This is a genomic window from Nonomuraea sp. PA05, assembly GCF_008086045.1.
GTDB lineage: Bacteria > Actinomycetota > Actinomycetes > Streptosporangiales > Streptosporangiaceae > Nonomuraea > Nonomuraea monospora.
Genome location: NZ_VSEY01000009.1, coordinates 1 through 25302, shown reverse-complemented (window position 1 = coordinate 25302; position 25302 = coordinate 1). Strand labels below are relative to the sequence as shown.

The window sequence follows — 25302 nt, the reverse complement described above, 5'->3', positions numbered from 1 at the left end:
TGCACCCCAACCCGTACAGCCGGTGGCGGATGGCCGTCTTCGTGGTCGTCACCGCGGTCGCGGCCCTGTACGTGGTCTCCATCCTGGCCTCGTTGCTGCTGGCCGTGGCGGGGCGCTGAGATGCCGGGCGGAGGGAGCGGCCTGCGGAAGGCACAGGACGTGCCGCTGCCACCTGGGGCGATCGTCCCGGTGGAGCTGCACCAGCCGGAGCCGGGCGGCGCCACACTGGTCGGCGTCTTCCAGGACGCGTCGGGCGGGTGCCTGGCGACGCTCACCGACGAGCACAGGCTCATGGTGGAGCTGGCAGGGCTGCCCGAGGGAACCACGCGGGTCGTTCTCGCGGCCGAGGTCGCGAGCGGATCGCTGTCCGGGATGAGCGGCCTGCGTTGCGCGGTGGGTTCCGGCCTGGTCGTGCTCTCCGGAGCCGCGGCGGGGGCGGCGACGCCGGAGCCGGTGCACCTGCTCGGCGAATGCTATCTGCGTGAGGAGGCCTGGTGGTTCCGCGAGATCGGGTACGGGCTGGCGGGCGAGGCCGACCTGACCCGCGCGCTCGGGCCGGAGGCGGCCGGCTACCACCTTCGCCGCTCCGCCACGCACTCCGCGCGGGCGGTGCCCGTGCCGGACGCCGCGGTCGAGCGAGAGAGGGCCGCGCCGCCGGACCCCGCCGGGCGTCCGGTGCGCGGGCTGCTCCCCATGGCGAGCCTGGAGTCCGCGCGCATGGTCGGCGAGCGCCGGGTGCGCGGCCCGGTGAGCCTGGAGGTGGCGGTGGACCTGTCCTACTCCATGGAGCAGTACGCCGGGCTGCGAACGGCGGCTCTGCGATCGCTGGGCGAGTTCGCCTGCCGGGAGATGGCCGACGGCGACCTGCTGAGCTCGGTGGCCTTCGCGGGCAGGGCCGCAGTGCTGGTCCCGCCGGTGGAAGTGCGCAGGCTCGGCCAGGTCACCGACCACCCGCAGGGATCGGTGGGCGAGGGGACGCTGCTGGAACCGGCGATCCGGCTGCTGGTGAAGCTGCGTGGCAGGCGGCCGGTCAAGCCCTGGGGGTGCAGCCTGATGGTGATCAGCGACGGCGAGTTCTTCGACGACGCCTACCGCCTGGACCCGATCATGCAGCGGACCGGTTATCAGGATGTCCATCTCGTGGTGCCGGAATCGGCGGAACGGCTGACAACGCGCTCGCACCGCTGGCACCGCCGCGCGACCCTGTGGCGGTTCCGGGACGCCGACCAGCTCGGCCTGATCTACGGCACGGTGTTCGCCACCATGACCGGCCAGCGCCTGGAGGGCCGATGACGGCGGACGACCGCGTCCAGCCCGCGTCCGGGCCGGACGGGCCCGTATCCGGGACGGCGGGGACACAGAACCTCTCATCAGGCCCGACCGGCACAGAAGGCGTGCCGCCGGGGCCCGGCGAGGGCGAGGACGATCCGAGCGACCTGACCGTGCTCGCCGAAGCACTGCTGGCGCGCGCCGAGCTCGACGAGGACCCGGCCGCGCTGGAAACCGCCCTCGCCTATGCCCGCCGGGCCTGCGCCGCGGACGGTCAGGACTCGCCGGCCGCCGACGGCCCGCTGGAGCTCGCGATGGCGCGCTGCGTCCTGGGCGCGGCGCTGGCCCTGCGGGCGGAGTGGTTCCCCGCCGGTGCGGAGCAGGACCTGCGGGAGGCAGCCGAGGCGTTCCACGGGTCGATCGGCCTCCTGCCCGGCGACGCCGAGCCTGCCGCCCATGTGACCGGCAGGCTCGGCGTCACCCTGGCCATGGCCGCCCAGCGGGACGTACTCAGGCTGGAGGATGTTCCGGGGGAGAGGAGACGGGAGCGGAGCGAGCTGGGCGGGCGGGTGGCCATGGCGGTCGGCACCCTGGACAAGGGCTGGCACGGCATGGCAGCCGACGATCCGTACCGGCCGGCCGTCAGATACTGGCGCGGGATCATGCACGCCATGCGCTTCGCCATGCTCGGCGGGAGTGCCGAGGACGCGCGGAGAGGTCTGGACGATCTCGGCGCGGTACTCGAGGAGCCTGAGCTGGGTGAGGCGATCGCCAATCGCTGCCACGTCTTCATGGCCCTGCTCCACTTCAACCGGTCGCTTCCGGAGGAGCTCCGCGTCGGCGGGCAGGGCGCCACCCTGCGGCACTTCGCCCGCGTCATGGCGTTGCGCATCATGGCCACCCCGGAGGACGCGCGGGCCGCGCTCGCGCACCTGGACAGGCTCATCCTGCCGGACGACAACGGCCGAAGCGACGGCTCGGCGCTGCGTGAGCTGGTGACGCCGATGCGGATGGCGGCCACCGCCGCCGGGGGGCTGGATCTGAGCACCGAAGGGCTGGACGAAGCCCTGGCGGACCTGGGTGAGGTGGCGGAGGGCGACGGAGCAGGCGCCGAGCTGAAGGTGATGCACCAGCTTCTGCGTGCCGCCCGGACCGCCCACTGCGGCAGCCGCGAGGAGGTGGCCGCGGCCATGAGGTCCGTCACCGAAACGGTGGAAGGGCTCGGCGAGGACACACCGTTGCGTGACGTGCTGCAGGCCGTACTGGGGCAGTACCGCGACGCGACCGGCGACCCCTGGGACATGGAGGCCTCCGCCCCCCAGGAGCGTGAGGCGGCGCTCCGGCTGCTGGAACAGGTCCTGGAGGAGATGCCGGACGACGATCCGGAGCGCGCGTCCACGCTGAGCCGGCTGGCCCGATCCCTCATCCGCAGCCTGTCGCAGACGTACTCGCTGGAACGGTTGCAGCGGGTCAGGGAACTGCTGCTCGCCGCCGCCGCGCGCGAGGCCGCCGACACGGAGAACGACGCGCTCAACCAGTTTCTGCTCGTTCTCGTGGAGTGCATGCAGGGCAGCTTGAGCGAGAACCCGGGCGGGCCGGACGACATCGTTGACCGGATCAAATACGCGGTCACGCTGTTCCCCGCCGGCCACCGGCTGAAGGTGGCCGCGGCGACTCTGCTGACCATGGTGCTCGCTCAGCGCTTCATGTACGGCGGCGGGCTGGAGCACCTGGACGCGGCCGACTACTACGCGCGCCGGATAGCGGCGGAGACGGAGGAAAGCGAGGACTCCGACCCGACGGCGCTGCGCACCATGGACTGGCTGCAAGCCCTTACCCCGCTCCTGCGCAACCAGCACGAGCTCGACGGCCGCCATGTCGAGGAGATGATCGACAGGCTGCGGTCGGTGGCCGACCGGCTGCCCGAGGAACACCATCTCCGGCCCCGGATCGAAAGTGACATCCACGCGCTGCGGTTCGCCCGTGGGGCTTTCGGGCCCGAGGGCCTCGATCCGACGGCCTTCCAGGCCGATTCCGAGCGCTTCGCCGCGCTCATCGACGAGATGGAGGCCAAGGCGCGGACGTCGCATCCCGACAGCCCGTATTTCTGCGCCGAACTGGGCGTGGCCGCGTTCGCCAGAGTCCATCACGGGTTCGTGCGCCGCGACGTGCGGGCGATGAACGCGGGACTCGCCGCGCTGGCGGAGGCGTACGACGCGGCCCCCGTCGGGTTGCCGCTGAGGCCCGTGCTGATGTCGCAGATCGGCGACGGCCTGGCCATGCGGTACGAGATCACCAGGGACCGCGCGGACCTGACCAATGCCATCGCGCGGCTGGAGGCGGCGCGCCGGGCCCAGGAGTCCGACTCGTTCGGCGGCTTCGCGGCCGGAACCTTGAAGACGTTGTGCGACCTGTACCACCAGCGCAACGACGAGCGCCTCGGCGACCCTCAGCGAGTGGCCGAGGCGGGGCTCGAAGGCCTGCGGATCCGCGCCTGGAGGGTGATGCTGCAGAGCGACGCGGAACGCGCCTTCGACGCGGCGGTGGCCGGCGCGGGAGAAGCGGCGGAGGTGGCGCTGCGGTGCGTTGCCAGAGGGCTGCTCGACAGCGCGGTCGAGGCGCTGGAGTCGGGCCGGGCGATGGTTCTGCACACCGCGACCACCGACCTGGGCATGACGTCGCTGCTGCGAGAGGCCGGGTACGGCGATCTCGCCGCGGAATGGGAGTCGGCGCTGGCGGAGCTCGTACCCGCCCCTTGGGACGCCTCGGAGACGGCCGGCCACGCGAACTTGGTGGAGAGGCTGCCGGAGGCTCGCGTGCCGAGCAACCTCAGGGATCGCGTCATGGCGGCCATCGAGGGCACGCAGACGGAACGCAGGCTGTTCGCCGCCCCGTCGATCGGTGAGATCGCGCGGTCGCTGAGCGAGGCAGGCGCGGCGGCCCTCGCCTATCTCGTGCCTCACGAGGACGGTCGCGGGGGATTGGCCATCGTCGTGGACGCGGACGGGGAGGTCCGCGACGTGCGGCTACCGCGGCTGGCGACGGGGCAGGACAGCAGGCTGGCGGCGTTCGCGCGGGCGCAGCGCGACAGGAAAGACAGCGAGGGGGCCCTGCGCCGGTGGCGGTACGCCCTCGATGACCTGTGCGACTGGGCGTGGACCGCCGCCATGGAGCCCCTCACGAACGTCCTCGACCTGACCCGCCGGCGGCTGGTGCTGGTGCCCGTCGGGGAGCTCGGCGCCGTGCCCTGGCACGCCGCGCGCCGCGTGACCGGCAACGGCCTCACCCGGTACGCCTGCCAGGACGCCGTGATCTCGTACGCCGCCTCCGCCCGCCAGTACGTCGATGCCCGGCGGGCCGGCCACCGCCCATGGGCCGATGAGCCGGCGCTCGTCCGCATCCATGGCCTGCACTGGGCCTGGGAAGAGGCCGAGACCCTCCATCGCCACTTCTACGGGCACGGACGGCTGCTCGCCGGCCGCGGCGCCGACGCTTCCCGAGCGTCGTCCGCCACCGTCCCAGGACCGGCGTCCGCCACCGACTCACGGACATCATCCCCCGCCACCGAGGACACGGCGGCCACCCCTGCCAACGTGCTCAGCCTGCTGCCTGGCGCCGGCACGGATGGTGTGACCCTCCTGCACCTGGGCTGTCACGCCGCCGCCGAGCGCCGTCCTGTCGACTCGCGGCTCCTGCTGGCCGGTGGCGAAGTCCTGCGGATGACGGACATCCTGCGCCAGGCTCGCGCCCGCCCTGCCGGAGGACCCGGCGGCCTGGTCGTGCTGGCGGCCTGCGGCAGCGACCTGAGCAGCGGCCACCACGACGAGGCGCTGACCTTGACCAGCGCGTTCCTCGGTGCGGGAGCCAGCGGCGCGGTTGGCACGCGCTGGCCGGTCGACGACCTGCCGACCCTGCTGTGCATGACCATGTTCCACCACTATCTGAACTGTGGATACGACGACCCGGCTGTCGCGTTGCGCGCGGCTCAGCTGTGGATGCTGGACCCGCGCCGGCGCGTCCCGCCGGCCCTGCGCGAGGACCTGGCCGGGCTGCTCGACGAGACGCCGCTGCACGAGCCCGAGTCGTGGGCGGCGTTCACCTACCAAGGCCGATGAGGGAGCCTCCATGACCGCGTTCGGGATCGATCTGGGCACGACCAACTCGTGCATCGCGTACGTCGACGACGCCGGGCGGCCCGTCGTGCTGAGGAACGCGAACCTCGAGTACACCACCCCCTCGGTCGTCTACTTCGAGCGCAAGGAGAGCGTGGTGATCGGCAGCGCCGCCAAGAACGCGGCACTGCTGGCCCCTGACCGCGTCGTACAGCTGATCAAGCGGCAGATCGGGCGCCAGGACGTCGAGTACGCCTTTGACGGCACGACGTACACGCCGGAGTCGATCTCGGCGCTGATCCTCAAGGATCTGGCGAACGCCGCCGAACGGCAGCTCGGCACGCCGGTCCGCGAGGTGGTGATCACTGTGCCCGCCTACTTCGGCGTGGCGGAGCAGCAGGCCACCCGGCAGGCCGGCGAGATCGCCGGGTTCAAGGTGCTGGACGTGCTCTCCGAGCCGGTCGCCGCCGCGATCTCCCGGCAGGAGCAGCACCCGGCGTCCGGCGTACGGCATCTGCTGGTCTACGACCTGGGCGGTGGCACGTTCGACACCACCGTGATCAAGGTGGACGGCAAGGACGTCGTCACTGTCTGCACCGACGGTGACCGGCGGCTCGGCGGCGCCGACTGGGACGAGAAGATCAGACGGTTCCTGCTCGACGCGTTCGCCGAACAACATCCGCGGTTGGATCCCACCGCGGACGAGGGCTTCATGCAGGACCTGTGGATCAAGGCCGAACAGGTCAAGGAAGAGCTGAGCAACGCGCTGACCCGTCGCAAGAACCTCCGCTTCGCCGGGCAGACCGCCCGGGTGGAGCTGAGCAGGAGCCGGCTGGAGGAGCTAACCGCCGACCTTCTCGACCGGACGATGAAAATCACCGAGGAGACGGTGGAGAAGGCCGGCCGCGAGGGCGTCGCAGAAATCGACGAGATCGTGCTGGTCGGTGGCATGACCCGGATGCCCGTGGTGGCGGAGCGGCTGGAGCGGCTGCTCGGCAGGACACCCAGGCAGCATGAGCCCGATCTCGCGGTGGCGCGCGGCGCGGCCATGTTCGCCATGATCAGGCAGACGCAGCAGGACGAGAGCGAGCATGTCGCCGACCGGCTCGGCATCACGAAGGCCCAGGCCGAGGACATGCGCTCGCGACGGGTGACCACGGTGATCCCGCGCGGCTTCGGCGTCAAGGTGCTCGACCACAACGACCCGCTGGCCGCCACGCAACCGCTGCGCGCGCGTTCTTACGTCATACACCTGCTGCCCGCCGGCACGCCGCTGCCCGCCGACACCGGGCCAGTCGTCGCCACCACCGCGATGGACAACCAGCCGGGCATCGAGCTGGAGGTGTGGGAGCAGAACGGGCGGGAGATCTCGGCGGAGCTGGCGGACAACACGCTGGTCGGGCGGGGCATGCTGCTCGGCCTGCCGCCGAGGCTGCCCAAGGGCACGCCGATCCACGTCACGTTCGCCATGGCGGCGACGGGGCTGCTCTGTGTGCACGCGACGGAACCGGTGTCGGGCCGGGAGGTCCGTTTCGAGCTGCAGATCGGCGGTCTGGACGAGGCCGCCGTCGACCAGGCCAGGACGGCGGTGGCCCGCCATGACATCAGTTCCTGAGACGCGATAGGGGAGATCCATGGGACTACGGCAAGCGATGGCGGTGCTGGCCGAGCAGTGGCACGACATCCACTCCCGGCTGTCTCCTGAGGCGATCGAGGCGCTGTCGGACCTGGCCGGCAGGCTCCTCCGTGAGGACGACCAGGAGGCCGCCGAGGAGATCGCCCACGAGATCGCCGGCCTGTTGCGCAGGCGGCTGCCTGGCGACCACCCGTTCTCCGCAGCCCTGCGCGAGCGCACGGAGCGGTGGGCGGGGATCGCGGAGCCCTCGTTGCCCCTCGCCGAATTACGCGCTCTGCTCAGCCACACCCCTTCGCCCGCTGAGGTGGAGCGGGAGGCCGTGGCCCGGCTGCTCGCGGCCCCGGCGCTGACGGCCGCCGAGTTGCGTGCCCTGGGCCAGAACCCCGGCGATCCCGCACTGATCCGGCTGCAGAACGACGACGGTGCGGGCCGATGGCCGGCCTTCCAATTCGATGCCGACGGCACACCCCTGCCGCTGGTACGACTGATCAACGGAATTCTGGAGGCGTTCGACGACCCCCTCGGGGCGGCGAGCTGGTGGCTGAGCGACAACGGCTGGCTCGGCGACGCCCCCGCCAACCTGATCGGACGGGTGCCCGACGAACACCTGATCGCCGCTGCCCGCAGCGAGACGGCGGGGGTGTGACATGCCGAACACCGCTCCGCCCCGCCTCTACAGGGCGATCCCGCAGCTCTACCTGCTGCCGGCGGGGACCTCGCTCTGGCGGGTGCACCTGAGGTGCTACAAGGCCACCGACTTCAACCCCCGGGAGAGCACCGGCGAGCCCAGAAGGACGGACGCCAACTTCGGCGGCGGCCGCTTCGACGGCACCGACCGCGACCCTTATCCCAGCTACTACGCCGGCCTGGCCGCCGAGACGGCGCTGGCCGAGACGCTGCTGCGAGACCTGCCCTTCAACGATCGGGGATACCGCATCATCCCGCGCGTCCTCGTCCGCGAACGGCGCGCGAGCGTCGTGGTGAACACCGAGGACCTGATCCTGGTCGACCTGCTGTCCGGCGTGGCCTGGGCGGCCGTGGCCCAGGACGGCTGGCTCGTCCACGCCGATCCGCGCGACTACCACGCGACCAGGCGGTGGGCGAGCTGGATCAGGGAGCAGGAGCCGCGGGCGCAGGGCCTGATCTGGCCCTCGAAGAGGGAGGGCGGGGAACCGTCCGTGGTGCTCTTCGGTGACCGCTGCCCGGCCGGCTCACTGACGCCTGACTCCTTCGGGCGGGATCTGGACGACCTGGAGGGGGCCGACTGGGTGAACGAGCGGCTGGCTCCCTACCGGGCGCACCTCACCCGCCCGCGGCGGGCAGCGGCCTGGGCGGCAAATGAGTGAGGCGCGGACGGACGTGTTCAGCCGGCCCGGTCGGCCAGCAGCGACCTCAGCCGATCAACGGTGACGGCCTCCAGCGGAACCACCACGGCGCCATGCCCATCGCCCAGCGCCGCCCCATCCTCAGGCACAGCCACGACCACGCACCCCGCCGCCAGCGCCGCCGCGATGCCCCGGGCGGAGTCCTCCAGCGCCACACAATTGCGTGGATCAACCCCCAACCGCCCGGCCGCCGTCAGATAGCCCTCAGGATCGGGCTTGGGGCGGGCCACCTCGTCACCGCACACCACGACGTCGAACAATCCAGGCTCCAACTGGGCCAGCACCTCAGAGACCAGGGCCCGGTGACTGGAGGTCACGAGCGCGGTGGCGATGCCCTGCCGCCGTACGGACTCCACCACCGCCTGGGCGGCGGGCCGCCACGGCACTCCCAGGGCGAACAGTTGCCGGGTGCGCTCCAGCAGCCACGCGGCCGACTCCTCGATGTCGGCCTCCACCCCCAGGTCCTCGTGGATGATCCGGGTGGTGTCCCGCAGGTTCCCGCCGACAACCCGGCGGCGGGTCTCGGCCGGGAGCGTGCCGCCGAGCGTCTCGGCCAGGTCGGCGAGGCTGACGTCCCAGAGGGGTTCGCTGTCGAACAGTGTGCCGTCCATGTCGAACAGCGCCGCCTCCAGCGGTCCGGAGCGGGGGGCCGCCGTCATCGGCGGGCCCCGGCGAGCCAGCGGCGCACCGTGCGGGGGTCGTCGGTGGTCGTGCCTTCCACGCCGAGTTCGAGCCAGTGCCGCAGGTCGTCCTCGGTGCGGGTGGGCCAGCCGTGCACGGGGATGCCCTCGTCGTGCAGTTGCCGGACGATCTCGGCGGTCAGCCCTTGCCCGCCGCTGTGGATGCGGCAGGAGCCGGTCTCCTCGATCAGCTTGCGGTAGCCGCCCGGGTGGGACTCGGCGTCGGTCCATCTGGACACGATGATGCCTCGCGGGATGTCCGGCAGTCTCTCGGCCACGGTGGTCATCGCCTCGGCGGAGAAGCCGGTCAGGATGGTTCGTCCGGCGTAGGCGGGGTGGCGGGGGAAGAAGCCGGCCAGGCCGTCGATGGCGGCCAGGTCCTTGATCTCGAGCTGGACGAACCGCGTCGTGGCCTGGTACATCTGCTCCAGCGTGGGCACCCGCTCGCCCGCGCCGACGTCCACCGAGCTGATCTTCGACCAGGGCAGCTCCGCGACCGGGCCCAGGTCCTTGCCGGACGGCTCGGCCGCGACCCGGTCCAGGGTGGCGTCGTGCAGCATGAAGAGCCGGCCGTCAGAGCTGATGCGGACGTCGGTCTCCAGCTCGTCGACGCCGACCTCTTCCGCCACGCGGTAGGACGCGACGGTGTTCTCGGGTGCTTCGGCCATGGCGCCACGGTGTCCGACAATGGCAAATGCCACGATTTTCCTCTCTGAATGAAGGGGTCAGGACGCGACCAGGCGCTGGTACTTCGGCAGTACGCGCTGGATGGCCGGGTCGAGGTTGCGGGCCGCTTCGCGCAGCGCCTCGCACGGGTCGGCGTCGGAGGCGTACACCTTCTCCAGCACAATCAGCATCTCGGAGATCGTCTCGTTGACGTACCGGCGCATCACGTCCGCCTGGCGGGCGCGGCTGAGCTGGTCCTGGGCGATCTGGTACGCGGGCGTCGCGGCGTTGCGTTCCTTGATCTCCGAGGAGTTGAGCGAGCTGGTGGTCACGGGGAGGTAGCCGGTGTTCAGGCTCCATTCGGGCGCGCCCTTGCCGGCCAGGTACTTGATCACTTCCCAGGTCGCCTGTTTGCGCGCCTTCGTGGAGTTGCGCATGACCGCGAGCCCGCTGCCTCCGGTCGGTACGCCGGGAGCGTCCTGCTCGGGCAGGAAGGCGGCGCCGAACTCGAACTTGGCCGCCTTGAGCAGCGAGGTGAGCGCACCGGTGGAGTTGCAGATGGTCGCCGTCACGCCGGCGACGAAGTCGGCGTTGATGTCGCCGGACAGGTACGCCATCCGGTCGTCGTGGATGAACGCGCGATCGAACTCCAGGGCGCCGACGGTCTGCTCGGAGTCCAGCCTGGGCGTCATGCCGTCGGAGTAGCCGCCGTTGAAGGCCCAGGTCGAGCCCTGGAAGTACCAGTCGTCCTTGCCGGTGTAGCCGCGCATTTTGACCGGCGAGCCGCGGTACTTGTAGTTCTTCAGCTGGCTTCCCCATTCCCGCAGCTCGGTGAACGTCTTCGGCCCCCGGTCGGGCAGCCCGGCGCCGGCGAAGATCTCCTTGTTGTAGTAGAAGAGCGGCGTCGAGCGGGCCCACGGCAGCCAGTAGACCTGGCCGCGGACGGTGCCCTCGGCCAGGAACCTCGGATGGAAGGCGTCGGGGCCGAAGCCGGCGTCGAAGTAGCCGGTCAGCGGTTCCAGCGTCTCGGCGAGGAAGTAGCGGTTCCAGTTCACGTCGCTGAGCGTGACGAGGTCGGGGACCTGCGCCACGGCGAAGCTGGCGGCCAGCTTCGAGTCGAGCGCGGGGTACCCGGGGAACAGCTGGATCTCGCAGAAGACGTCCTGCTGCGAGGCGTTGAACCCGTCGATGATCGACTGCAGCACCGTGGCGTTGTGGGCGGTGAACGCGCTCCACAGCACGACCCGCTCGCGGCGGGAGAACCGCGCCGGCACCTGCCCGCTCACCTGGGCGTAGTCGCCCTCCTTGCGGCCGGCGCAGCCGGCCAGCGCCAGGCCGGCCGCGGCGGCGGTGGCGCCGGTCAGGAGCCGGCGGCGGCTGAAACTGGTCCCGGTCACGCTGCTTCCTCCCTGGTCGAACCGGAGCGCGGGCACGTGGTGATCATCGGCGCACCACGCTGCCGGCCAGGCCCGCGACGATGTAGCGCTGTGCCAGCAGGAAGACGATCGCCACCGGCAGGATGACGAACAGCGTCCCGGCCATCAGCGCGCCCCAGTCGTTGATGCCGTCGTTCTCCTTGAGGTAGAGCAGCCCGATCGGCAGCGTCCGCATGTTCACGGAATTGGTGACGATCAGCGGCCAGACGAAGCCGTTCCACTCGTCGATCAGGGCGATCAGGCCGACCGTGATGATCGCCGGCCGGGCCATCGGCACGATGAACGAGATGATCGTCCGCAGGTGCCCGGCGCCGTCCAGTTGCGCCGCCTCCAGCACCTCGTACGGGAGCGACCGGAAGAACTGGTGCAGCAGGAACGTTCCGAACGCCGACGCCACGCCCGGCAGGATCAGGCCCGCGTAGGTGTTGACCAGGTTCAGCTGGCCGATGGTGATGTAGTTGACCAGCAGGGTCACGTGCCCCGGCACCATCAGCGCGCCGAGCATGAAGACGAACAGCCAGCGCTTGCCCGGGAAGGGGAGGAACGCGAACGCGTACGCGGTGAAGATCGCCAGCACGACCTTGAGCACCGTCCCGATCGCGGCCACCACGACCGAGTTGACCAGGAACTGGCCGAACGGCGCCAGCGTCCAGGCGTTGACGAAGTTCTCCAGGGTCAGCGACCCCGGGATCAGCCGCGGCGGCCAGCTGTTGATGTCGGCGTCGGTCTTGAACGCCGTGCTGACGAAGAGGTAGAGCGGGATCAGGAAGACCAGGGCCGTGATCACCAGGGCGACCACGCCCCACCAGCGCGCACGCTCGGGTGTCACCGCGGCCGGCTTGACCGTCATCAGTAGTGGACCCTCCGCTCGACGAATCGGAACTGCAGGACGGTGATCGCCATCAGCAGCACGAACATGATCATGGAAGCCGCGCTCGACACACCGACGTTGGTACGGCTGAACGCCTCGTCGTAGATGAACCAGCTCAACGTGGTGGTGGAACGGGCGGGCCCGCCGCCGGTCATCATGGCGATCACGTCGAAGGCCTGGAAGGCCGAGATCGTCTGGGTGATCACCAGGAAGAACGTGGTCGGCGAGAGCAGCGGGAAGACCACCCGCCGGAACTGCGCCCACCGGCCGGCGCCGTCGAGCCGGGCCGCCTCCAGCACCTCGGCCGGGATCTGCTGGATGCCCACCAGGTAGACGATCGCGACGAAGCCGAGCCCCTTCCAGATGGAGACGATGATCAACGCCCACAGCGCCCACGAACCGTCGGTCGTCCAGGCAGGCGAGGTCGCGCCGAGCGCTTCGAACACCAGCCGGCTGAGGCCGTGATGGGGGTCGAAGATCAGCAGCCAGATGGTCGCGATCGCCGCCCCCGACAGCACGTGCGGGGCGAACGCCAGCGTCTGCACCGCGGTGGTGCCCCGGATGCGTCGCGAGAACAGCAGCGCCAGCGCCAGGCCGAGGACCAGCGTCGCGACCACGACGACGACCACCCACACCAGCGTGCGCAACAACACGGTGGGGAAGGACCAGCTGCTGAACAGGGCCGCGTAGTTGAGCAGGCCGGCCCATTCGGCCTGCGGCGAGATGAAGTCCCAGGTGGTGAAGCTCAGATAGACGTTCTCGACGATCGGCCAGTAGGAGAACACGGCGATCAACGCCAGGTTGGGGAACGCGAAGGCGGCGAACAGCAGGTACCCGCGCCGCCGCCGGCGTGCCGCCCCTGATCGTTGCCCGGAGGTGGTTCCCCCGGAATCGGCCGGTCGGCGGGCGCTGACCGGCCGAGCTGATCTCGACTCGAGATCGCTTGCCCCACTGCTCACGGGCTACCACCCATCCGCATCGGCGTTGAACCGCTGGAGACTTTACTGGCGGTCAGGTGCTCAAACCTGGTCAGATGGTGGCCGATCTGTGATTATTTCGCGCACGTTTCAATCACATGTGCAAGGGTGCAAAACAGGATGTCAAGCTCGTTCCACGGCCGTGCCTTCGATCGTCAGCAGCGAATCCTCAGTCATGTCAGAAACGAAGGCCGCGCGGTCGTCTCCGAGATCGCCGACCTGTTCGCGATCTCGCCCGCGACGCTCCGCCGGGACCTGCGGGCGCTGGAGACGCAACGGCTCATCGCCCGGTCGTACGGCGTTTTCTACCCCACCGACATCGGCCGCTACGAGACGCCGGTGGCGTACCGGCACAAGGCCAGGACCGAGGAGCGGCTGGTCATCGCCGAAGCCGCGGTCGCCATGATGGCCGACGTCAGCACGGTGTTCCTCGACGAGGGAGCGCTGCCGGAGGATCTCGTCGGGCCGATGCGCCGGCTGCAGCGGATGACCGTGGTGACCCGATCCCTGACCGTTGCGGCCGAACTCGGCCGTCAGACCGATCACGATGTGATCGTTGTCGGCGGCCGGCTGCGACCGGCGACCATGGGCACCGTCGACCGATGGGCGACGGCGATGCTCGCGGAGCTGAACGTCGACCTGGCGTTCATGGGGGCCAACGGCGTGTCGATCGACCGCGGGCTGACGACCCCGGACCCGGCGGTGGCGCAGGCCAAGACGGCGGCGATGCAGGCGGCCCGCCAGTGCGTGCTGCTGTGCGAGCACACCCGGTTCGGGGTGGCCAGCTTCGCCAAGTTCGCCGACGTCGGGGAGCTGTCCTGGGTGATCACCGGCAAGCAGTTGTCCCGGGCGTCCGCGCAGCGTTACGGCGCGTCCGGGCCCAAGGTGCTGCGGGTCTAGCCGGGTGTGCGTCCGGCACGCGACGCTGAGACGGTCGTGCCCGCGCGCAACGGCTACCTCCGCCCACGCGTCCTTCGAAGGGCTGCCTCGGAGGCGGTGACCGCCAGGTTCCCCCTGGTGACACGGGTCGTGGGGTGATCGTTTCCCAGCACTCGCGTACAAGCGGCCAGGGCGGAGGTGTACAGCGCGACGGCCCGGCCCAGGTTTCCCGCCGCCCGGTAGGCGTCGGCGAGGTAGGTGCGGCAGGTCAGGGTGTCGGGGTGGTCGGCGCCCAGCACCCGCTCATGGCCGCTGAGCGCGGCTTCGAGCAGCGAGACGGCCCGATCCGCGTCTCCCGCCGCCTGGTAGGCGCTGGCGAGGTAGGTGCGGGAGGCCAGGGTGTGGGGGTGGTCGGGGCCGATCACGCGCTCGCGCTCGGCCAGCGTCCGCTCGAACAGCGGGACGGCCTGGTCCAGGCGCCCTGCCGCCTGGTAGGCGTTGGCGAGGTAGGTGCGGCAGGTCAGGGTGTCGGGGTGGTCGGCGCCCAGCACCCGCTCGTAGTCGCGGGCGGTGGTCTCGAACAGCCGGATGGCCCGCCTCGGGTTCCCCGCCGCCAGATGGGTGGCGGCCAGGCTGGTGCGGGAGGACAGCGTCGAGGGGTGATCAGAGCCGAGTACGTGTTCGCGGCCGGCGATGGCGGCCTTGAGCAGGCGGACGGCCTGGCGCAGGTCGCCTGCCTCCTGGTAGCCGATGGCCAGGTTGTGGCGGGAGGCCAGAGCGTCGGGATGGTCGGCGCCGAGCACCCGGTCCAGGTCGGCGAGGGTGGCCTCGAGCAGCGCGATGGCCCGCTGCCAATCTCCCGCCGCATGGTAGGCGCCGGCCAGGTTGTTGCGGCTCATCAGAGTTTCGGGGTGGTCGGCGCCCAGCACCCGCTCAAAGTCGGCCGTCGTCGCCTCGTACAGCGGGAGGGCGCGCTTCAGGTCGCCCGCATCCCGGTAGGCGAAGGCGAGGTTGGTGCGGCAGGCCAGCGTGTGGCGGTGGTCGGGGCCGAGCACCCGCTCACAGTCGGCGAGGGTGGCTTCGAGCAGGTGTACGGCGCGGCCGAGCTCGGCCAGGTCGTGCAGGGACTTGCCACACCAGATCCGGAGCGTCAGGAGATCCTCGGGGAGCTCGCCGGAGGGAGCTCGCCGGTGGAGGGCGTCGCTCTGGTCGATGAGCGTCTCGACCGCGGCGCGGGCCGCCCAGGTCCGAGCGCCGTCCGGCAGCGTGTCGGCGTAGTCGTGGAGCAGGGCGACGGCCTGGCTCAGGACGGCTTCGAAGTCGCCGTGGCGGGCGGCCCGGTCGCGCAGCACGCGCTGGACGAGGCGGTGCGTCAGGACCGTGGCGCCGTCCTCGCTGAAGGCGACCAACGAGGTGTCGGCCAGGTCGGCCAGCATCTCACGCAGGCGGACCGGCTCGATGCTCCCCGCGCCGTTCAGCGCGGACAGCACCTCGAGCGGGACGCCGGTGGGTGACAGCACCGCCAGGAGCGACAGCAGCTCGCGGGCGAACGGCAGGGCCGACTCGGCCTGGGCGACCGACAGCATGACGGCCTCGGCGGTGCCGGCCGGGTAGGCGTCGCCGTGCTGGGCGGTCAGGTGATCGCCGATGGGAAGGCCGCGCAGCAGCTCCAGGTAGCCGGCGTAGCTCAACCGCAGGCGGACGATCACCGCGGCCGCCTGGGCCAGCGCCAGCGGCAGATGCCCGAGCTCGCGGGCCAGCTCGGCGGCGCCCTCCTGGTCGATCAGGCCGGTGCGCCGGCGCAGGAAGGACTCCGCCTGCCCGGCGGTGAACACCTCCACCTCCAGCGGTGCGTAGGCGCGGGCGAAGGCACGGTTGCGGGTGGTGACGATCACCCGGGCCGCGCCGGTGGCGGGGCACCAGCGGCGGACGGCCGCCACGTCGGTGGCGTTGTCGAAGACCAGCAGCGCCGGCTGGTCGGTGGCGGCCAGCCACGCCCTGGCACGGCGGGCGGCCGCGGCGGCGTCCTCGTCGGAGCGGCGTTCACCCAGCCGCTCGGCCAGAGCGGCCAGGCCGGTCAGGATCTGGTCGGTGGTCTCGGCGGCGATCCAGGCCACCACCGGCCAGCGCGCCGCCTGACAGGCCCAGGCGTAGGACGCGGCCAGCATGGTCTTGCCCACCCCGGGCGTACCGGTCGCCGCGCAGATCACCGCCGCCCCGCCACCCGCCTCCCACCCGCCACGATCCGGCGCCCCGCCACCCGCCTTCCGCTCGCCATGATCCGGCGCTCCGCCACCCGCTTCCCGCGCGTCGTGGTCCGGCGCCCCGTCACCCGCTTCCCGCGCGTCGTGGTCCGGCGCCCCGTCACCCGCTTCCCGCGCGTCGTGGTCCGGCGCCCCGCCGCCTGCCTTCCGCGCGTTGTGGTCCGGCGCCCCGCCGTCTGTCTCCCGCGTGCCGGGACCCGGGGCCGGGTCGTCGAGCAGGTCGGCGAGTTGCCGCAGCAGCAGCTCCCGGGGCTGGAAGCCGGGCGGGCGTTGCGGGATGTCGCCCTCGACGATCTGGCCGGGGTCCGGTGCGGGCGGGTAGTGGTGATGGATGGTCTGGTCCCTGGCGGACTGATACACCCGGCCCTGACCGGAAGCCTGCGCCCGCAGCCGGGCACGGCCCGCCTCCTCCTCGGAGGCGCCGGGGCTGTCGTCCACTGTCGGCATGCCTCCAGGGTGCTGCCGAACCCGGACGAGCGGGACCATAGTGACGAACGCGTTACCCGCGATCGCAGAACGCCCCGGCGCGTCAGCCCCTGCCGCGACCCGTGGTAGACAAACTCGACATGGAGTTCTTCTGTTACCACCGTGACCGGCCCGGCTCCGCGGCCCTGCGCGAGAAGCTGATCGAGGAGCACTGGTCCTACATGGACCACTACGACGAGCAGCTGATCGCCCGGGGGCCGACCCTCGACGGCGACACGGCCACCGGCAGCGTGCACATCGCCGACCTGCCGGGCCCCGCCGCCGCGCGGGCCTTCGCCTTCGACGAGCCCAACTACCAGGCCGGCGTGTATCGGGACGTGATGCTGCGCCGCTGGCGCAACCTGCTGGGCCGCACCATGTGGGACTTCCCCGGTGGCCGCGAGGGCGGCAACCGCTATCTGGTCCTGGGCTTCGGCACGGGCGAGGCCGCCGACCTCGTTCCACCGCCCGACCGGCTGGACGACTTGATCGCGTACGGGCCGTTGCTGTCCGACGACGGCGACATCTGGCTGGGCACGGCGGCTCTGATCCGGACGACGGACAGGGACACGGCCCGCGCCGTCCTGACGCCGGGCCGGTATGCCGATGTCGAGGTTCACGTCTGGGAGTTCGGCGGCCGGCGATGATCACGAACCCGAGGGAGTGCAATCGTATGCCTGCATGATGATGCTACGCTTGCCCGGATGCCTGAAGACCCGACGGGCAAGCGGCCTGTGCCCACGATGCGTGACATCGCCGCCGTGGCGGGCGTTTCGCAGAGCACCGTCTCCCGTGTTCTGAGCGGCGTGCCCACGGCGGTGCCCATCGCGCCGGCCACCCGCCAGCGGGTGCTGCGGACGGCGCGCGAGCTGGGCTACCGCCCCAACCCGCTGGCTCGCGGGTTGCGCGGCGCTTCGACGAACCTCATCGGCGCGGTGGTGCGCGACTTCAGCGACCCCTTCTTCGCCGGGGTGATCGAGGCGCTCGTGGTCGAGTCGATGGCGCACGGCTACAACGTCGTGCTGGGGCATGTGCCGGGGCGGGCGGGCGATGAGGGCGTCTCCCTGACCACCGTGCTGGAGACGCGGCACACTGACGCGGTGGTGCTGCTCGGTGACATGCAGGAGCATCCGCAGCTCCTGGCCGACCTGCGTGAGTCGATCGTGCCGGTGGTCGCGCTCTGGCCGGGCACGAGCCCGCGCGAGTTCCCGACCGTCGACGCCGACGACCGCGCGGGCATCCGGGCGGGGCTGGAGCATCTGGTGTCGCTGGGGCACGAGCGGATCGCCTTCGTCAACGCGGAACTGCCCAACGAGTACCGGGCGCGGGAGGAGGCGTACCTCGCCTTCATGCGCGAGCGGTTCGGCGCCGTGCCGCCGGGCTATGCCCAGCGCAGCCCGAGCACTCTGGCCGGCGGCGATGCCGCGCTGCGGCGCCTGATGGACCGGCCCGACCCGCCGACGGCGGTCGCCGCCTCGACGGACGTGGTGGCCACAGGCGTGCTGCACGCCGCGCACGCCCTGGGCGTGACCGTGCCCGATCGGCTGTCGGTCGTCGGTTTCGACGACATTCTCATCGCGGCCCACACGGTGCCGGCGCTGACCACCGTACGGATGCCGATCTCGCAGATCGTCGGCCACGCGGTGACGCAGGCGGTCAGGCTGGCCAGGGAGCCGGCCGGTGTCCAGCGCCCGCCGGCCCTGGAGATCTTCGAGCCTTCCCTGGTCGTGCGCGACTCGACCGCGCCGCCGTCCCCGCGGTGAGCCGATCAGGCCGGGATCCACACCCGCATCGCGTCCGCCCGCCGGTTCGCCCAGGCGAAATAGGGGATCGCGCCGGCCGTGAGGCTCTCGCCGGACGCTGATCCCAGGTCCACCACCGGGACGTCGATGCCGATCATGGCGGGTTCGAGGTCGGGCCGCGGCACCTCCCTGGGGTGGCGGCCCGCGTCCCAGGCCAGGTCCTCCAGCTCCGCCGTGGCCGGCGCGTCCACGGCCTCCAGGCAGTAGACGAGCGGGCCGCGCTCGATCGCGACGCAACCGCGGATCGCGTCGGCGCGCCGGTCGGGCACGGTGACCCGGACCGCCGGCCGGAGGTCGAGGACGACGCTGTCGCCCGCGGCCCACCGCCGTGCGTGCCGGACCACGGGGCCGTTGACCGACCGGCTCCAGGCCGGCACGCGCAGGGAGAGCGTCCACGGCCGGTCGGGTGTCTCGAGGACGTGGACGGTGACGCGGCCCTGCCACGGGTACTCGGTCCTGACCGCGAGGCGGACGTCCCCGGCCGTCAGGTCGGCGTCCGCGTACTGGTGGATCTGGACGCCGTCCGGGTCGCTGGTGGCCAGGTAGTGGTGCCAGGAGCTGAGCAGGCGCATGAGGTTGGGCGGGCAGCAGGCGCACGGGTACCACGGGGCCCGCCGGTGCTGCCCGGCCGGCTCGGCGGCGCGGTGCGTGCGCCGCTGCAGCGGGTTGGTGTAGAAGAACTCCTCGCCGGAGAGCGAGATGCCCGACAGCACACCGTTGTACATGGCGCGCTCGATCGCGTCGGCGTACTCCGGCTCGCCGGTGGCGATCAGCAGACGCCAGGCCAGCATCACGCTCGCGATGGCCGCGCACGTCTCGGTGTAGGCGCGGTCGGGAGGCAACTCGTAGGGGTCGCCGAAAGCCTCGTCGCGGTGCCGGCTGCCGGTTCCGCCGGTCAGGTAGGTACGGCTGCGCACCAGGTCGCTCCACCGGCGCCGGACGGCGGCGAGCAGTTCCGCGTCGCCCAGCTCCACGGCGGCGTCCACCGCGCCGCAGTCCAGGTAGAGCTGGCGCACCGCGTGCCCGGCGACGGTCGGCGCCTCGCGCACGGGCTCGTGGTCCTGCCAGTAATGGGCCCCGAAGCGCCCCGGGCCGATCAGTCCGTGCCCGCGCAGCCCGAGCATCCGTTCGGCGAGCTTGAGGTGGCGTTCCTCGCCCGTGACCCGGGCGAGCTCCACCAGCGCCATCTCTATCCCTGGATGCCCGTCGATGCCGGGCCTGCCCCGTGCGCCGAACTCGGCGTCGATGTGCGCCACTGCGCGGGTGGCGCAGGTGAGCAACCGGTCGTCGCCGAGCCCCCGGTGCCAGGCGACCGCGGCCTGGATCAGGTGCGCCACACAGTAGAACTCGTGCCCCCAGGCGAGATCACCGTAGGGCAGGCCGCCCTTGACCACCTGGACGAAGCTGTTGAGGTAGCCGTCGGGCCGCTGCGCCGCGGTCACGACCGCGATCGCCTCCTCCGCGGCGGCGGTGAGAGCCGGATCCGCACCGCGAGCCAGCTCCCAGCCGGCGGCTTCGAGCCACTTGTAGACATCGGAGTCGAGAAACGGGAGGGTCGTGCCGCCGCTGTCGGCCTCGGCCTCGTAGCGCCCCTGCCCGCCGGCGGCCAGCCGCAGGTTGCCCAGCGCGCCGCCCTGCTGGAGCCGGTCGAAGCCGTGCGGGATCGTCTTCTCACGGTTGAGCCGCTGCCGTCGCGCCCAGAACCCGCCGAGGATCTCCGTCCCCGACGGGTCGATCGGGTGCAGCCGCGACTTCGCCGCGGCGCTCGGCCACACGCTGCCTGCGTTCATTTGATGGCTCCGCTCATGAGACCCGACACGTAGTAGCGCTGGAGCAGGAAATAGAACAGGACGCACGGGATGATGGAAATGGTGACGCCGGCCTGCAGCATGCCCCAGTCGGTGCCGCCGAGGCTGGTCTCCGTTCTCGACGTGGCCAGAATGAGCGGCAGGGTGAAACTGGAGCTGCGGCTCATCATCACCAGGGCGCCGAGGAATTCGTTCCACGAGGTGATGAAGGCGAAGAGCGCCGTGGTGACGATCGCGGGCACGGCCGACGGGATGAAGACCCAGCGCAAGGTCTCCCAGGACGAGGAGCCGTCCATGATGGCGGCTTCCTCCAGCTCCGCCGGTATGGCGCTGAAGCTGTTGCGCAGGACGTACAGGCTGAACGGCAGTTGGATGGCGGTGTGCAGGATCGCGAGGCCGAGCAGCGAATTGGTCAGGCCGATCTTCGCGAACATCAGGAACATCGGCGTGAGCAGCGCCTGATAAGGGATGATCAGTGCCAGCAACAGCACCACGAAGAGCACTTCTTTTCCCGGGACGGGGAAACGGGCCAGCCCGTAGGCCGCGGGAACGGCCAGCAGCAGAGTCAGGGCGATGGTCAGCAACGCGGTGCCCAGGCTGTTGGCGAGATAGACCGGCAGGCCCTGCTGGTAGTTCCACAGCCGTACGTAGCTGTCGAAGCTGAGCCCGTGCGGAAAGTAGGTCGGCGGCGAGGCCGCCGCCTCTTGCGTGGGTTTGACGGAGGCGAGGACCGACATCACGAGTGGCATCAGCATGACCGTGCAGACGGCGACGCAGACCGCCGCCGCCAGGTATCTCCCGCGCCCCTTCACTGGTGGCTCCGGCGGGTCAGCAGGAGCTGGACCACGGTGCCGATCAGGATCGTGAAGGCCAGGATCATCGACAGCGCGGCGCCGTACCCGAGTTTCAGATAGGGGAAGGAATTGAGGTAGATGTAGAAGACCGAGGTCGCCGTCTCGTTGCCCGGCTGGCCGGCGGTCATGATGTAGAACTGGTCGAAGGCGAGCAGCGAGCCGATCACGCTCACCAGGGTCACCAGCAGGACGGTGCGCAGGGTCAGCGGCAGGATCACCCGGGTGACCCGCTGGCGGTGGCTCGCCCCGTCGACCAGGGCGGCCTCGACCACGTCCGCAGGCACGGCCTGGATCGCGGCGACGAACAGGATCATCCCGAAGCCGATCACCTTCCAGACCACGGAGGCGCTGATCGCGACATTGGACAGGCCGGCGTCCACGCCCAGCCACAGCACGGGCTCGGCCACGAGACCCAGGTCGGTCAGCGCGCGGTTCACCAGGCCGAAATCGGAGCTGAAGAGCCAGTACCAGAGCAGGCTCGACACCCCGAGGCCGATCACGACCGGAATGAAGACCACCGTACGGGTGAGCCGGCGCAGGGCGGTGTTCCGGGCGGTGAGCAACGCCAGCAGATATCCGCCGACGATGAGCACCGGAGTGATGAGGACGGTGTAGAGCAGCGTGAAGCGGAAGGAGACCCAGAACTGGGTGTCGCTGAAAACCCGCTCGTAGTTCGCCGACCCGACGAATTTCGGCGGCGACAGCAACGACCAGTCGTGCAAGGACATCCAGGCCATCTGCACCAGCGGATAAGCGGTGAAGACGAGCACGAAGAGCAGGGCCGGCGCCACATAGGCTAATCCGACGAGGCGGCCGCGCGGGCCATGGCGCATGACGACTCCTCTCGGTGAGCCGCCGTGCCCACCGCCCGGTGGGCACGGCGAGGATCGCGAGGCGCTAGGACCGGCTCGCGATGGCCTTCATCTCCTTCTTGGCATCGGCGATGACGGTGTCGAGGGCGTCGTCGCGGTAATAGGCGCGCTGCAACATCTTCAGCCACGGCCCCTGCGGCGAGTTGATCTGCTCGAAGAACGTGACCGTGTACGGCGTGCGGCCCACCGTGAGAGCCTTCGCCACGTCCTGCACCAGCGGCTCGGCCTGGAAGTACTTGTTGTTCACCATGTCGGTCCGGGTGGTGAGATTGAGCGCCTTGGCGTAGACCTCGGTCTGCACCTCGTCGGAGAGCAGGAATTTCATCACGTTGACCGCGTCGTTGACCCGCTTGCTGCCTTTGGGCACCACCACGAGGTCGCCGCCGATGAAGGAGGCCGACGAATTCGGCGTCATTCCCGGCAGCAGGGCGATGCCGAAGTTCATCTTCGGATTCTGCTGGCGCGCCAGCGTGATGTTGAAGTTGCCGGTGCCCATCATGCCGACCTTGCCGGAGCCGAACTGGAGGTGGAAGGTCTCGCCGTTCTCCGCGCGTGCACCGTCGGGGACGTTGCCGGCCGCGACCATGTCGCGGGTGAACTGCAGCACCTGCTTGACGCCATCGCCGACCAGCGGTTCGTCGCCCGGGCCCGCCGCCTCGATGGTCGCTCCCGAGGCCCACATCAGGGGGCCGACGGTGAAGATGTTGCAGCCCGCGCAGTTGCCGGGCAGGTAGTAGCCCTTGACGCCGCCGCCCAGCGCGGTGATCTTGTCGGCGTACGTGCGCAGCTCGGCCAGGCTCGTGGGCGGTTTGCCGGGGTCGAGCCCGGCCCGGGTGAAGAGATCCTTGTTGTAGAAGAGGGCGGACACGTCCGCGTAGAGGGGTACGCCATAGAGCCGGTTCTCCCAGGTCGCCACCGTCATGTGGCCCTTGCTGGCGGTCTTCAGCTCGGGCCAGTCCTTGATCTGGCCGGTGAGGTCGACGAGTTGCTGTTCCTTCTCGAACTGCGGGGCATAGATGAGGTCCATGCCCATCAGATCGGGCACCTCGCCGGAGGCGACGCCCTGGGCGATCTTCCCCACCATCTCGGTGTGCGGGATGTAGGTCAGGTTGATCTTGCAGTCGGGGTTCTTGGCGTTCCACGCCGCGACCAGCAGGTCCACCATCTGCTTGTTGCCGCCGGAGCGCTCCCACATTGTCAGGGCGCCCTTGGCGGCACAGGTCGTCGTGGCGGCCTGCGTTTGCGGGGCCGCGGGGGGCGGCTCCTCCTGTCCGCAGGCGGCTGCTGTGATCAGCAGTGCCGCCGCGGCCGCCCGGACAGGCCACCTGGAATGGGTTCTCATTTGCCGGGCTCCTCTCGCTGGAGTGGACCGGGTTGACATGACCCCCTGCTGATGGCAACGTAACCGGCACTGAATACGATTGCATCCATTCGTTTTCATTTCGTGACACCGAGGTGCAGGCCGAAACGGCGGCGCCCTTCGGAGGGGGAGCGCGCCGCAGGGCTGGCCCGCGCGGTGGCCATACGTACGGCGGGCTGTCAACGCAACGCGATCGTCCGCGTTGACGCAGATCGGCGCATGTGAAGGGAGATCCCTCATGCCCAGTAGCACCCTCACCCGGACCAGGCTCGCCACCGTCCTGGTGGCCGTGGCCGCTCTGGTGCCCGCCTTGGTGGCGGTGTCCCCGGCGCGGGCCGCGGACGGCGGCCGGCCGGGCATCTCCAAGAAGCACTTCGGGACCCTGGCCGGCGGCAGGAAGATCGACGTCTACACGCTGCGGAACGCGAGCGGGATGCGGGTGAAGATCCTCACCTACGGCGGCATCCTGCAGTCGATCGAGGTTCCCGACAGCGAGGGCAAGCGGGCCAACGTGACCCTCGGGTTCGACAACTTATCCGACTATGTCAAGAAAAGTCCGTACTTCGGGTGCATCACCGGCCGGTACGCCAACCGCATCGCCAAGGGCCGGTTCACCCTGGACGGCAAGACGTACCGGCTGGCCACCAACGACGGCCCCAACCACCTGCACGGCGGCACCAAGGGCTTCGACAAGCGGGTCTGGAAGGCCGATCCGTTCACGCGGGGCGGCAGCGTGGGGCTCGCGCTGACCTACACCAGCCCGGACGGCGAGGAGGGCTACCCGGGGACACTGCGGACCAGGGTCGTCTACACCCTCACCGGCGACAACCGGATCCGGATGGACTACCGCGCCACCACCAGCAGACCCACGGTCGTCAACCTCACCAACCACGCGTACTTCAACCTGCGCGGCGAGGGCAACGGCCGGATCCTCGGCCACGAACTGCAGATCAACGCCTCCCGCTACACGCCGGTCGACAAGACGCTCATCCCCACCGGCAAGATCGCCCGGCTGGGCGGGACGCCGCTGGACTTCCGCGAGCCCACCGCCATCGGTGACCGCGTCAACAGCAAGAACCAGCAGATCGTCCGCGGCGGCGGCTACGACCACAACTACGTCCTCGACGGCCGCGGCCTGCGGACGGCGGCCACGGTCGTCGAACCGGACAGCGGACGCGTGCTCGAGGTCATCACGGACCAGCCGGGCCTGCAGTTCTACTCGGGCAACTTCCTGGACGGCACGTTGCGCGGCACCGGCGGCCGCCTCTACCCGAAGCGGTCCGGTTTCGCCCTGGAGTCGCAGCACTTCCCCGACTCGCCCAACCACGCGAACTTCCCCTCGACCGTCCTGCGGCCCGGCGACGTCTACCGGACCACGACGATCTACGCGTTCTCCACCGTGTCCTGAACCGGCAGAACCTCCTGAGGCAGGATCCATGAACGACATCCACCCGAAGGTCGAGGAGGCCCTCGACACACTCCACCTGAACCGTGTCGCGCGTCGCCGCCTCCTGACCGGGGCGGGCCTCGTCAGCGCGTCGGCCGCCGCCACCGCGCTGCTGTCGGCGTGCTCGTCCGATCAGCCGAAGCCGGCCGCCACCGGCGGCGCGGGCACGGCCGGGGACTTCCCCGCCACGCCGAAGTGGAAGTTCGTGCTGGTCTGCCATGTCACGACGAATCCGTTCTTCACCCCGACCCAGTACGGCGCGCAGGACGCCTGCGCGCTGCTCGGCACCGAGTTCCAGTGGACGGGCTCGAAGGACTCGATCGTGGCCGAGATGGTCAACGCGTGCAACACCGCGATCTCCGCCAAGGCCGACGGGCTGGCGGTGGCCGTGGTGGACAAGGCGGCCTTCCGCGAGCCGGTGAACCGGGCGCTGGACGCGGGCATCCCGGTGGTGTCGTACAACGCCGACGGGGCCCGCGACGACAAGGGCAGCGCGCGGCTGGCCTACATCGGGCAGGG

General features: G+C 70.7%; 20 protein-coding genes. 10 read left to right on the top strand and 10 right to left on the bottom strand.

The genetic code is table 11. The features are described 5' to 3' along the window. Positions 1-159: 159 nt before the first annotated feature. The 5 genes from FXF51_RS16030 to FXF51_RS16010 are packed head-to-tail and all read left to right on the top strand — an operon-like array spanning position 160 to position 8363. Positions 160-1293 carry a vWA domain-containing protein gene (locus FXF51_RS16030; RefSeq protein WP_148435259.1) on the top strand — a complete coding sequence of 378 codons (1134 nt, stop codon included), beginning with the start codon at positions 160-162 and terminating at the stop codon, positions 1291-1293. Further along, positions 1290-5384 carry a CHAT domain-containing protein gene (locus FXF51_RS16025; protein ID WP_148435258.1) on the top strand — a complete coding sequence of 1365 codons (4095 nt, stop codon included), beginning with the start codon at positions 1290-1292 and terminating at the stop codon, positions 5382-5384. The genes FXF51_RS16030 and FXF51_RS16025 overlap by 4 nt, the downstream gene beginning before the upstream one ends. Positions 5385-5394: 10 nt before the next feature. Then, complete coding sequence (locus tag FXF51_RS16020; RefSeq protein WP_148435257.1) at positions 5395-6996, top strand: Hsp70 family protein; 1602 nt, start codon at positions 5395-5397, stop codon at positions 6994-6996. Positions 6997-7015: 19 nt separating this feature from the next. Then, positions 7016-7663 carry a hypothetical protein gene (locus tag FXF51_RS16015; RefSeq protein ID WP_148435256.1) on the top strand — a complete coding sequence of 216 codons (648 nt, stop codon included), beginning with the start codon at positions 7016-7018 and terminating at the stop codon, positions 7661-7663. 1 nt (position 7664) lies between these two features. Further along, the gene (locus tag FXF51_RS16010) at positions 7665-8363 is read left to right on the top strand and encodes an RES family NAD+ phosphorylase (protein ID WP_148435255.1); all 699 of its coding nucleotides are present in this window, start codon (positions 7665-7667) and stop codon (positions 8361-8363) included. Between the two features lie 17 nt (positions 8364-8380). Here FXF51_RS16010 and FXF51_RS16005 read toward each other — a convergent pair whose 3' ends face one another. From FXF51_RS16005 to FXF51_RS15985, 5 genes are read right to left on the bottom strand one after another with little or no spacing between them, the layout of a single operon-like run. Beyond that, complete coding sequence (locus FXF51_RS16005) at positions 8381-9061, bottom strand: HAD family hydrolase (RefSeq protein WP_148435254.1); 681 nt, start codon at positions 9059-9061, stop codon at positions 8381-8383. Next, positions 9058-9750 (bottom strand): glycerophosphodiester phosphodiesterase, encoded by a 693-nt coding sequence (locus FXF51_RS16000; RefSeq protein WP_148435253.1) that lies wholly within the window; start codon positions 9748-9750, stop codon positions 9058-9060. Before FXF51_RS16000 ends, FXF51_RS16005 begins: the two co-directional genes overlap by 4 nt. Before the next feature lie 57 nt (positions 9751-9807). Continuing rightward, positions 9808-11145, bottom strand: a complete 1338-nt coding sequence (locus tag FXF51_RS15995; RefSeq protein WP_187414396.1) for an ABC transporter substrate-binding protein — start codon at positions 11143-11145, stop codon at positions 9808-9810. A 43-nt stretch (positions 11146-11188) separates the two neighbouring features. Beyond that, positions 11189-12034, bottom strand: a complete 846-nt coding sequence (locus FXF51_RS15990) for a carbohydrate ABC transporter permease (RefSeq protein WP_148435251.1) — start codon at positions 12032-12034, stop codon at positions 11189-11191. Continuing rightward, a complete protein-coding gene (locus FXF51_RS15985) occupies positions 12034-13014 on the bottom strand; it encodes a carbohydrate ABC transporter permease (RefSeq protein ID WP_148435250.1) in 981 nt (326 codons plus the stop codon). Before FXF51_RS15985 ends, FXF51_RS15990 begins: the two co-directional genes overlap by 1 nt. Positions 13015-13152: 138 nt before the next feature. On the opposite strand from FXF51_RS15985, the gene FXF51_RS15980 reads away from it, so the two are divergent. Next, positions 13153-13932, top strand: a complete 780-nt coding sequence (locus tag FXF51_RS15980) for a DeoR/GlpR family DNA-binding transcription regulator (RefSeq protein WP_148435249.1) — start codon at positions 13153-13155, stop codon at positions 13930-13932. Positions 13933-13985: 53 nt separating this feature from the next. Here FXF51_RS15980 and FXF51_RS15975 read toward each other — a convergent pair whose 3' ends face one another. After that, positions 13986-16622, bottom strand: a complete 2637-nt coding sequence (locus FXF51_RS15975; RefSeq protein ID WP_187414395.1) for a tetratricopeptide repeat protein — start codon at positions 16620-16622, stop codon at positions 13986-13988. A 119-nt stretch (positions 16623-16741) separates the two neighbouring features. On the opposite strand from FXF51_RS15975, the gene FXF51_RS15970 reads away from it, so the two are divergent. Beyond that, positions 16742-17287: a YciI family protein gene (locus FXF51_RS15970; protein ID WP_148435247.1), complete on the top strand. Its 546-nt coding sequence runs from the start codon at positions 16742-16744 to the stop codon at positions 17285-17287. A gap of 57 nt (positions 17288-17344) precedes the next feature. Next, complete coding sequence (locus tag FXF51_RS15965) at positions 17345-18403, top strand: LacI family DNA-binding transcriptional regulator (protein WP_148435246.1); 1059 nt, start codon at positions 17345-17347, stop codon at positions 18401-18403. A gap of 5 nt (positions 18404-18408) precedes the next feature. Here FXF51_RS15965 and FXF51_RS15960 read toward each other — a convergent pair whose 3' ends face one another. The 4 genes from FXF51_RS15960 to FXF51_RS15945 all read right to left on the bottom strand — a co-directional run bounded on the left by FXF51_RS15960 (position 18409) and on the right by FXF51_RS15945 (position 23318). Then, on the bottom strand, positions 18409-20232 hold the full coding sequence (locus FXF51_RS15960) for a glycoside hydrolase family 127 protein (protein ID WP_148435245.1): 1824 nt from the start codon (positions 20230-20232) through the stop codon (positions 18409-18411). After that, on the bottom strand, positions 20229-21062 hold the full coding sequence (locus FXF51_RS15955) for a carbohydrate ABC transporter permease (protein ID WP_222871307.1): 834 nt from the start codon (positions 21060-21062) through the stop codon (positions 20229-20231). The genes FXF51_RS15960 and FXF51_RS15955 overlap by 4 nt, the downstream gene beginning before the upstream one ends. Beyond that, positions 21059-21937, bottom strand: coding sequence for a carbohydrate ABC transporter permease (locus FXF51_RS15950; RefSeq protein ID WP_148435244.1), 879 nt, complete (start codon positions 21935-21937; stop codon positions 21059-21061). The genes FXF51_RS15955 and FXF51_RS15950 overlap by 4 nt, the downstream gene beginning before the upstream one ends. A 64-nt stretch (positions 21938-22001) precedes the next feature. Further along, positions 22002-23318, bottom strand: a complete 1317-nt coding sequence (locus FXF51_RS15945) for an ABC transporter substrate-binding protein (RefSeq protein ID WP_148435243.1) — start codon at positions 23316-23318, stop codon at positions 22002-22004. A gap of 256 nt (positions 23319-23574) precedes the next feature. On the opposite strand from FXF51_RS15945, the gene FXF51_RS15940 reads away from it, so the two are divergent. Both FXF51_RS15940 and FXF51_RS15935 read left to right on the top strand, forming a co-directional pair. Further along, entirely contained in the window at positions 23575-24744 is a 1170-nt protein-coding gene (locus tag FXF51_RS15940; RefSeq protein ID WP_148435242.1) for an aldose epimerase family protein, read from the top strand. Between the two features lie 28 nt (positions 24745-24772). Beyond that, positions 24773-25302 (top strand): substrate-binding domain-containing protein (locus tag FXF51_RS15935; RefSeq protein ID WP_148435241.1); only part of this gene is annotated, 530 nt, incomplete at its 3' end.

Coding starts and splice junctions, on each gene's coding strand:
- FXF51_RS16010 (WP_148435255.1), top strand. CDS start 7,665: ATGCCGAACACCGCTCCGCCCCGCCTCTACAGGGCGATCCCGCAGCTC.
- FXF51_RS15960 (WP_148435245.1), bottom strand. CDS start 20,232: ATGAACGCAGGCAGCGTGTGGCCGAGCGCCGCGGCGAAGTCGCGGCTG.
- FXF51_RS15980 (WP_148435249.1), top strand. CDS start 13,153: ATGTCAAGCTCGTTCCACGGCCGTGCCTTCGATCGTCAGCAGCGAATC.
- FXF51_RS16025 (WP_148435258.1), top strand. CDS start 1,290: ATGACGGCGGACGACCGCGTCCAGCCCGCGTCCGGGCCGGACGGGCCC.
- FXF51_RS15945 (WP_148435243.1), bottom strand. CDS start 23,318: ATGAGAACCCATTCCAGGTGGCCTGTCCGGGCGGCCGCGGCGGCACTG.
- FXF51_RS15950 (WP_148435244.1), bottom strand. CDS start 21,937: ATGCGCCATGGCCCGCGCGGCCGCCTCGTCGGATTAGCCTATGTGGCG.
- FXF51_RS16005 (WP_148435254.1), bottom strand. CDS start 9,061: ATGACGGCGGCCCCCCGCTCCGGACCGCTGGAGGCGGCGCTGTTCGAC.
- FXF51_RS15990 (WP_148435251.1), bottom strand. CDS start 12,034: ATGACGGTCAAGCCGGCCGCGGTGACACCCGAGCGTGCGCGCTGGTGG.
- FXF51_RS16015 (WP_148435256.1), top strand. CDS start 7,016: ATGGGACTACGGCAAGCGATGGCGGTGCTGGCCGAGCAGTGGCACGAC.
- FXF51_RS15965 (WP_148435246.1), top strand. CDS start 17,345: ATGCCTGAAGACCCGACGGGCAAGCGGCCTGTGCCCACGATGCGTGAC.
- FXF51_RS15940 (WP_148435242.1), top strand. CDS start 23,575: ATGCCCAGTAGCACCCTCACCCGGACCAGGCTCGCCACCGTCCTGGTG.
- FXF51_RS16000 (WP_148435253.1), bottom strand. CDS start 9,750: ATGGCCGAAGCACCCGAGAACACCGTCGCGTCCTACCGCGTGGCGGAA.
- FXF51_RS15975 (WP_187414395.1), bottom strand. CDS start 16,622: ATGCCGACAGTGGACGACAGCCCCGGCGCCTCCGAGGAGGAGGCGGGC.
- FXF51_RS15970 (WP_148435247.1), top strand. CDS start 16,742: ATGGAGTTCTTCTGTTACCACCGTGACCGGCCCGGCTCCGCGGCCCTG.
- FXF51_RS16020 (WP_148435257.1), top strand. CDS start 5,395: ATGACCGCGTTCGGGATCGATCTGGGCACGACCAACTCGTGCATCGCG.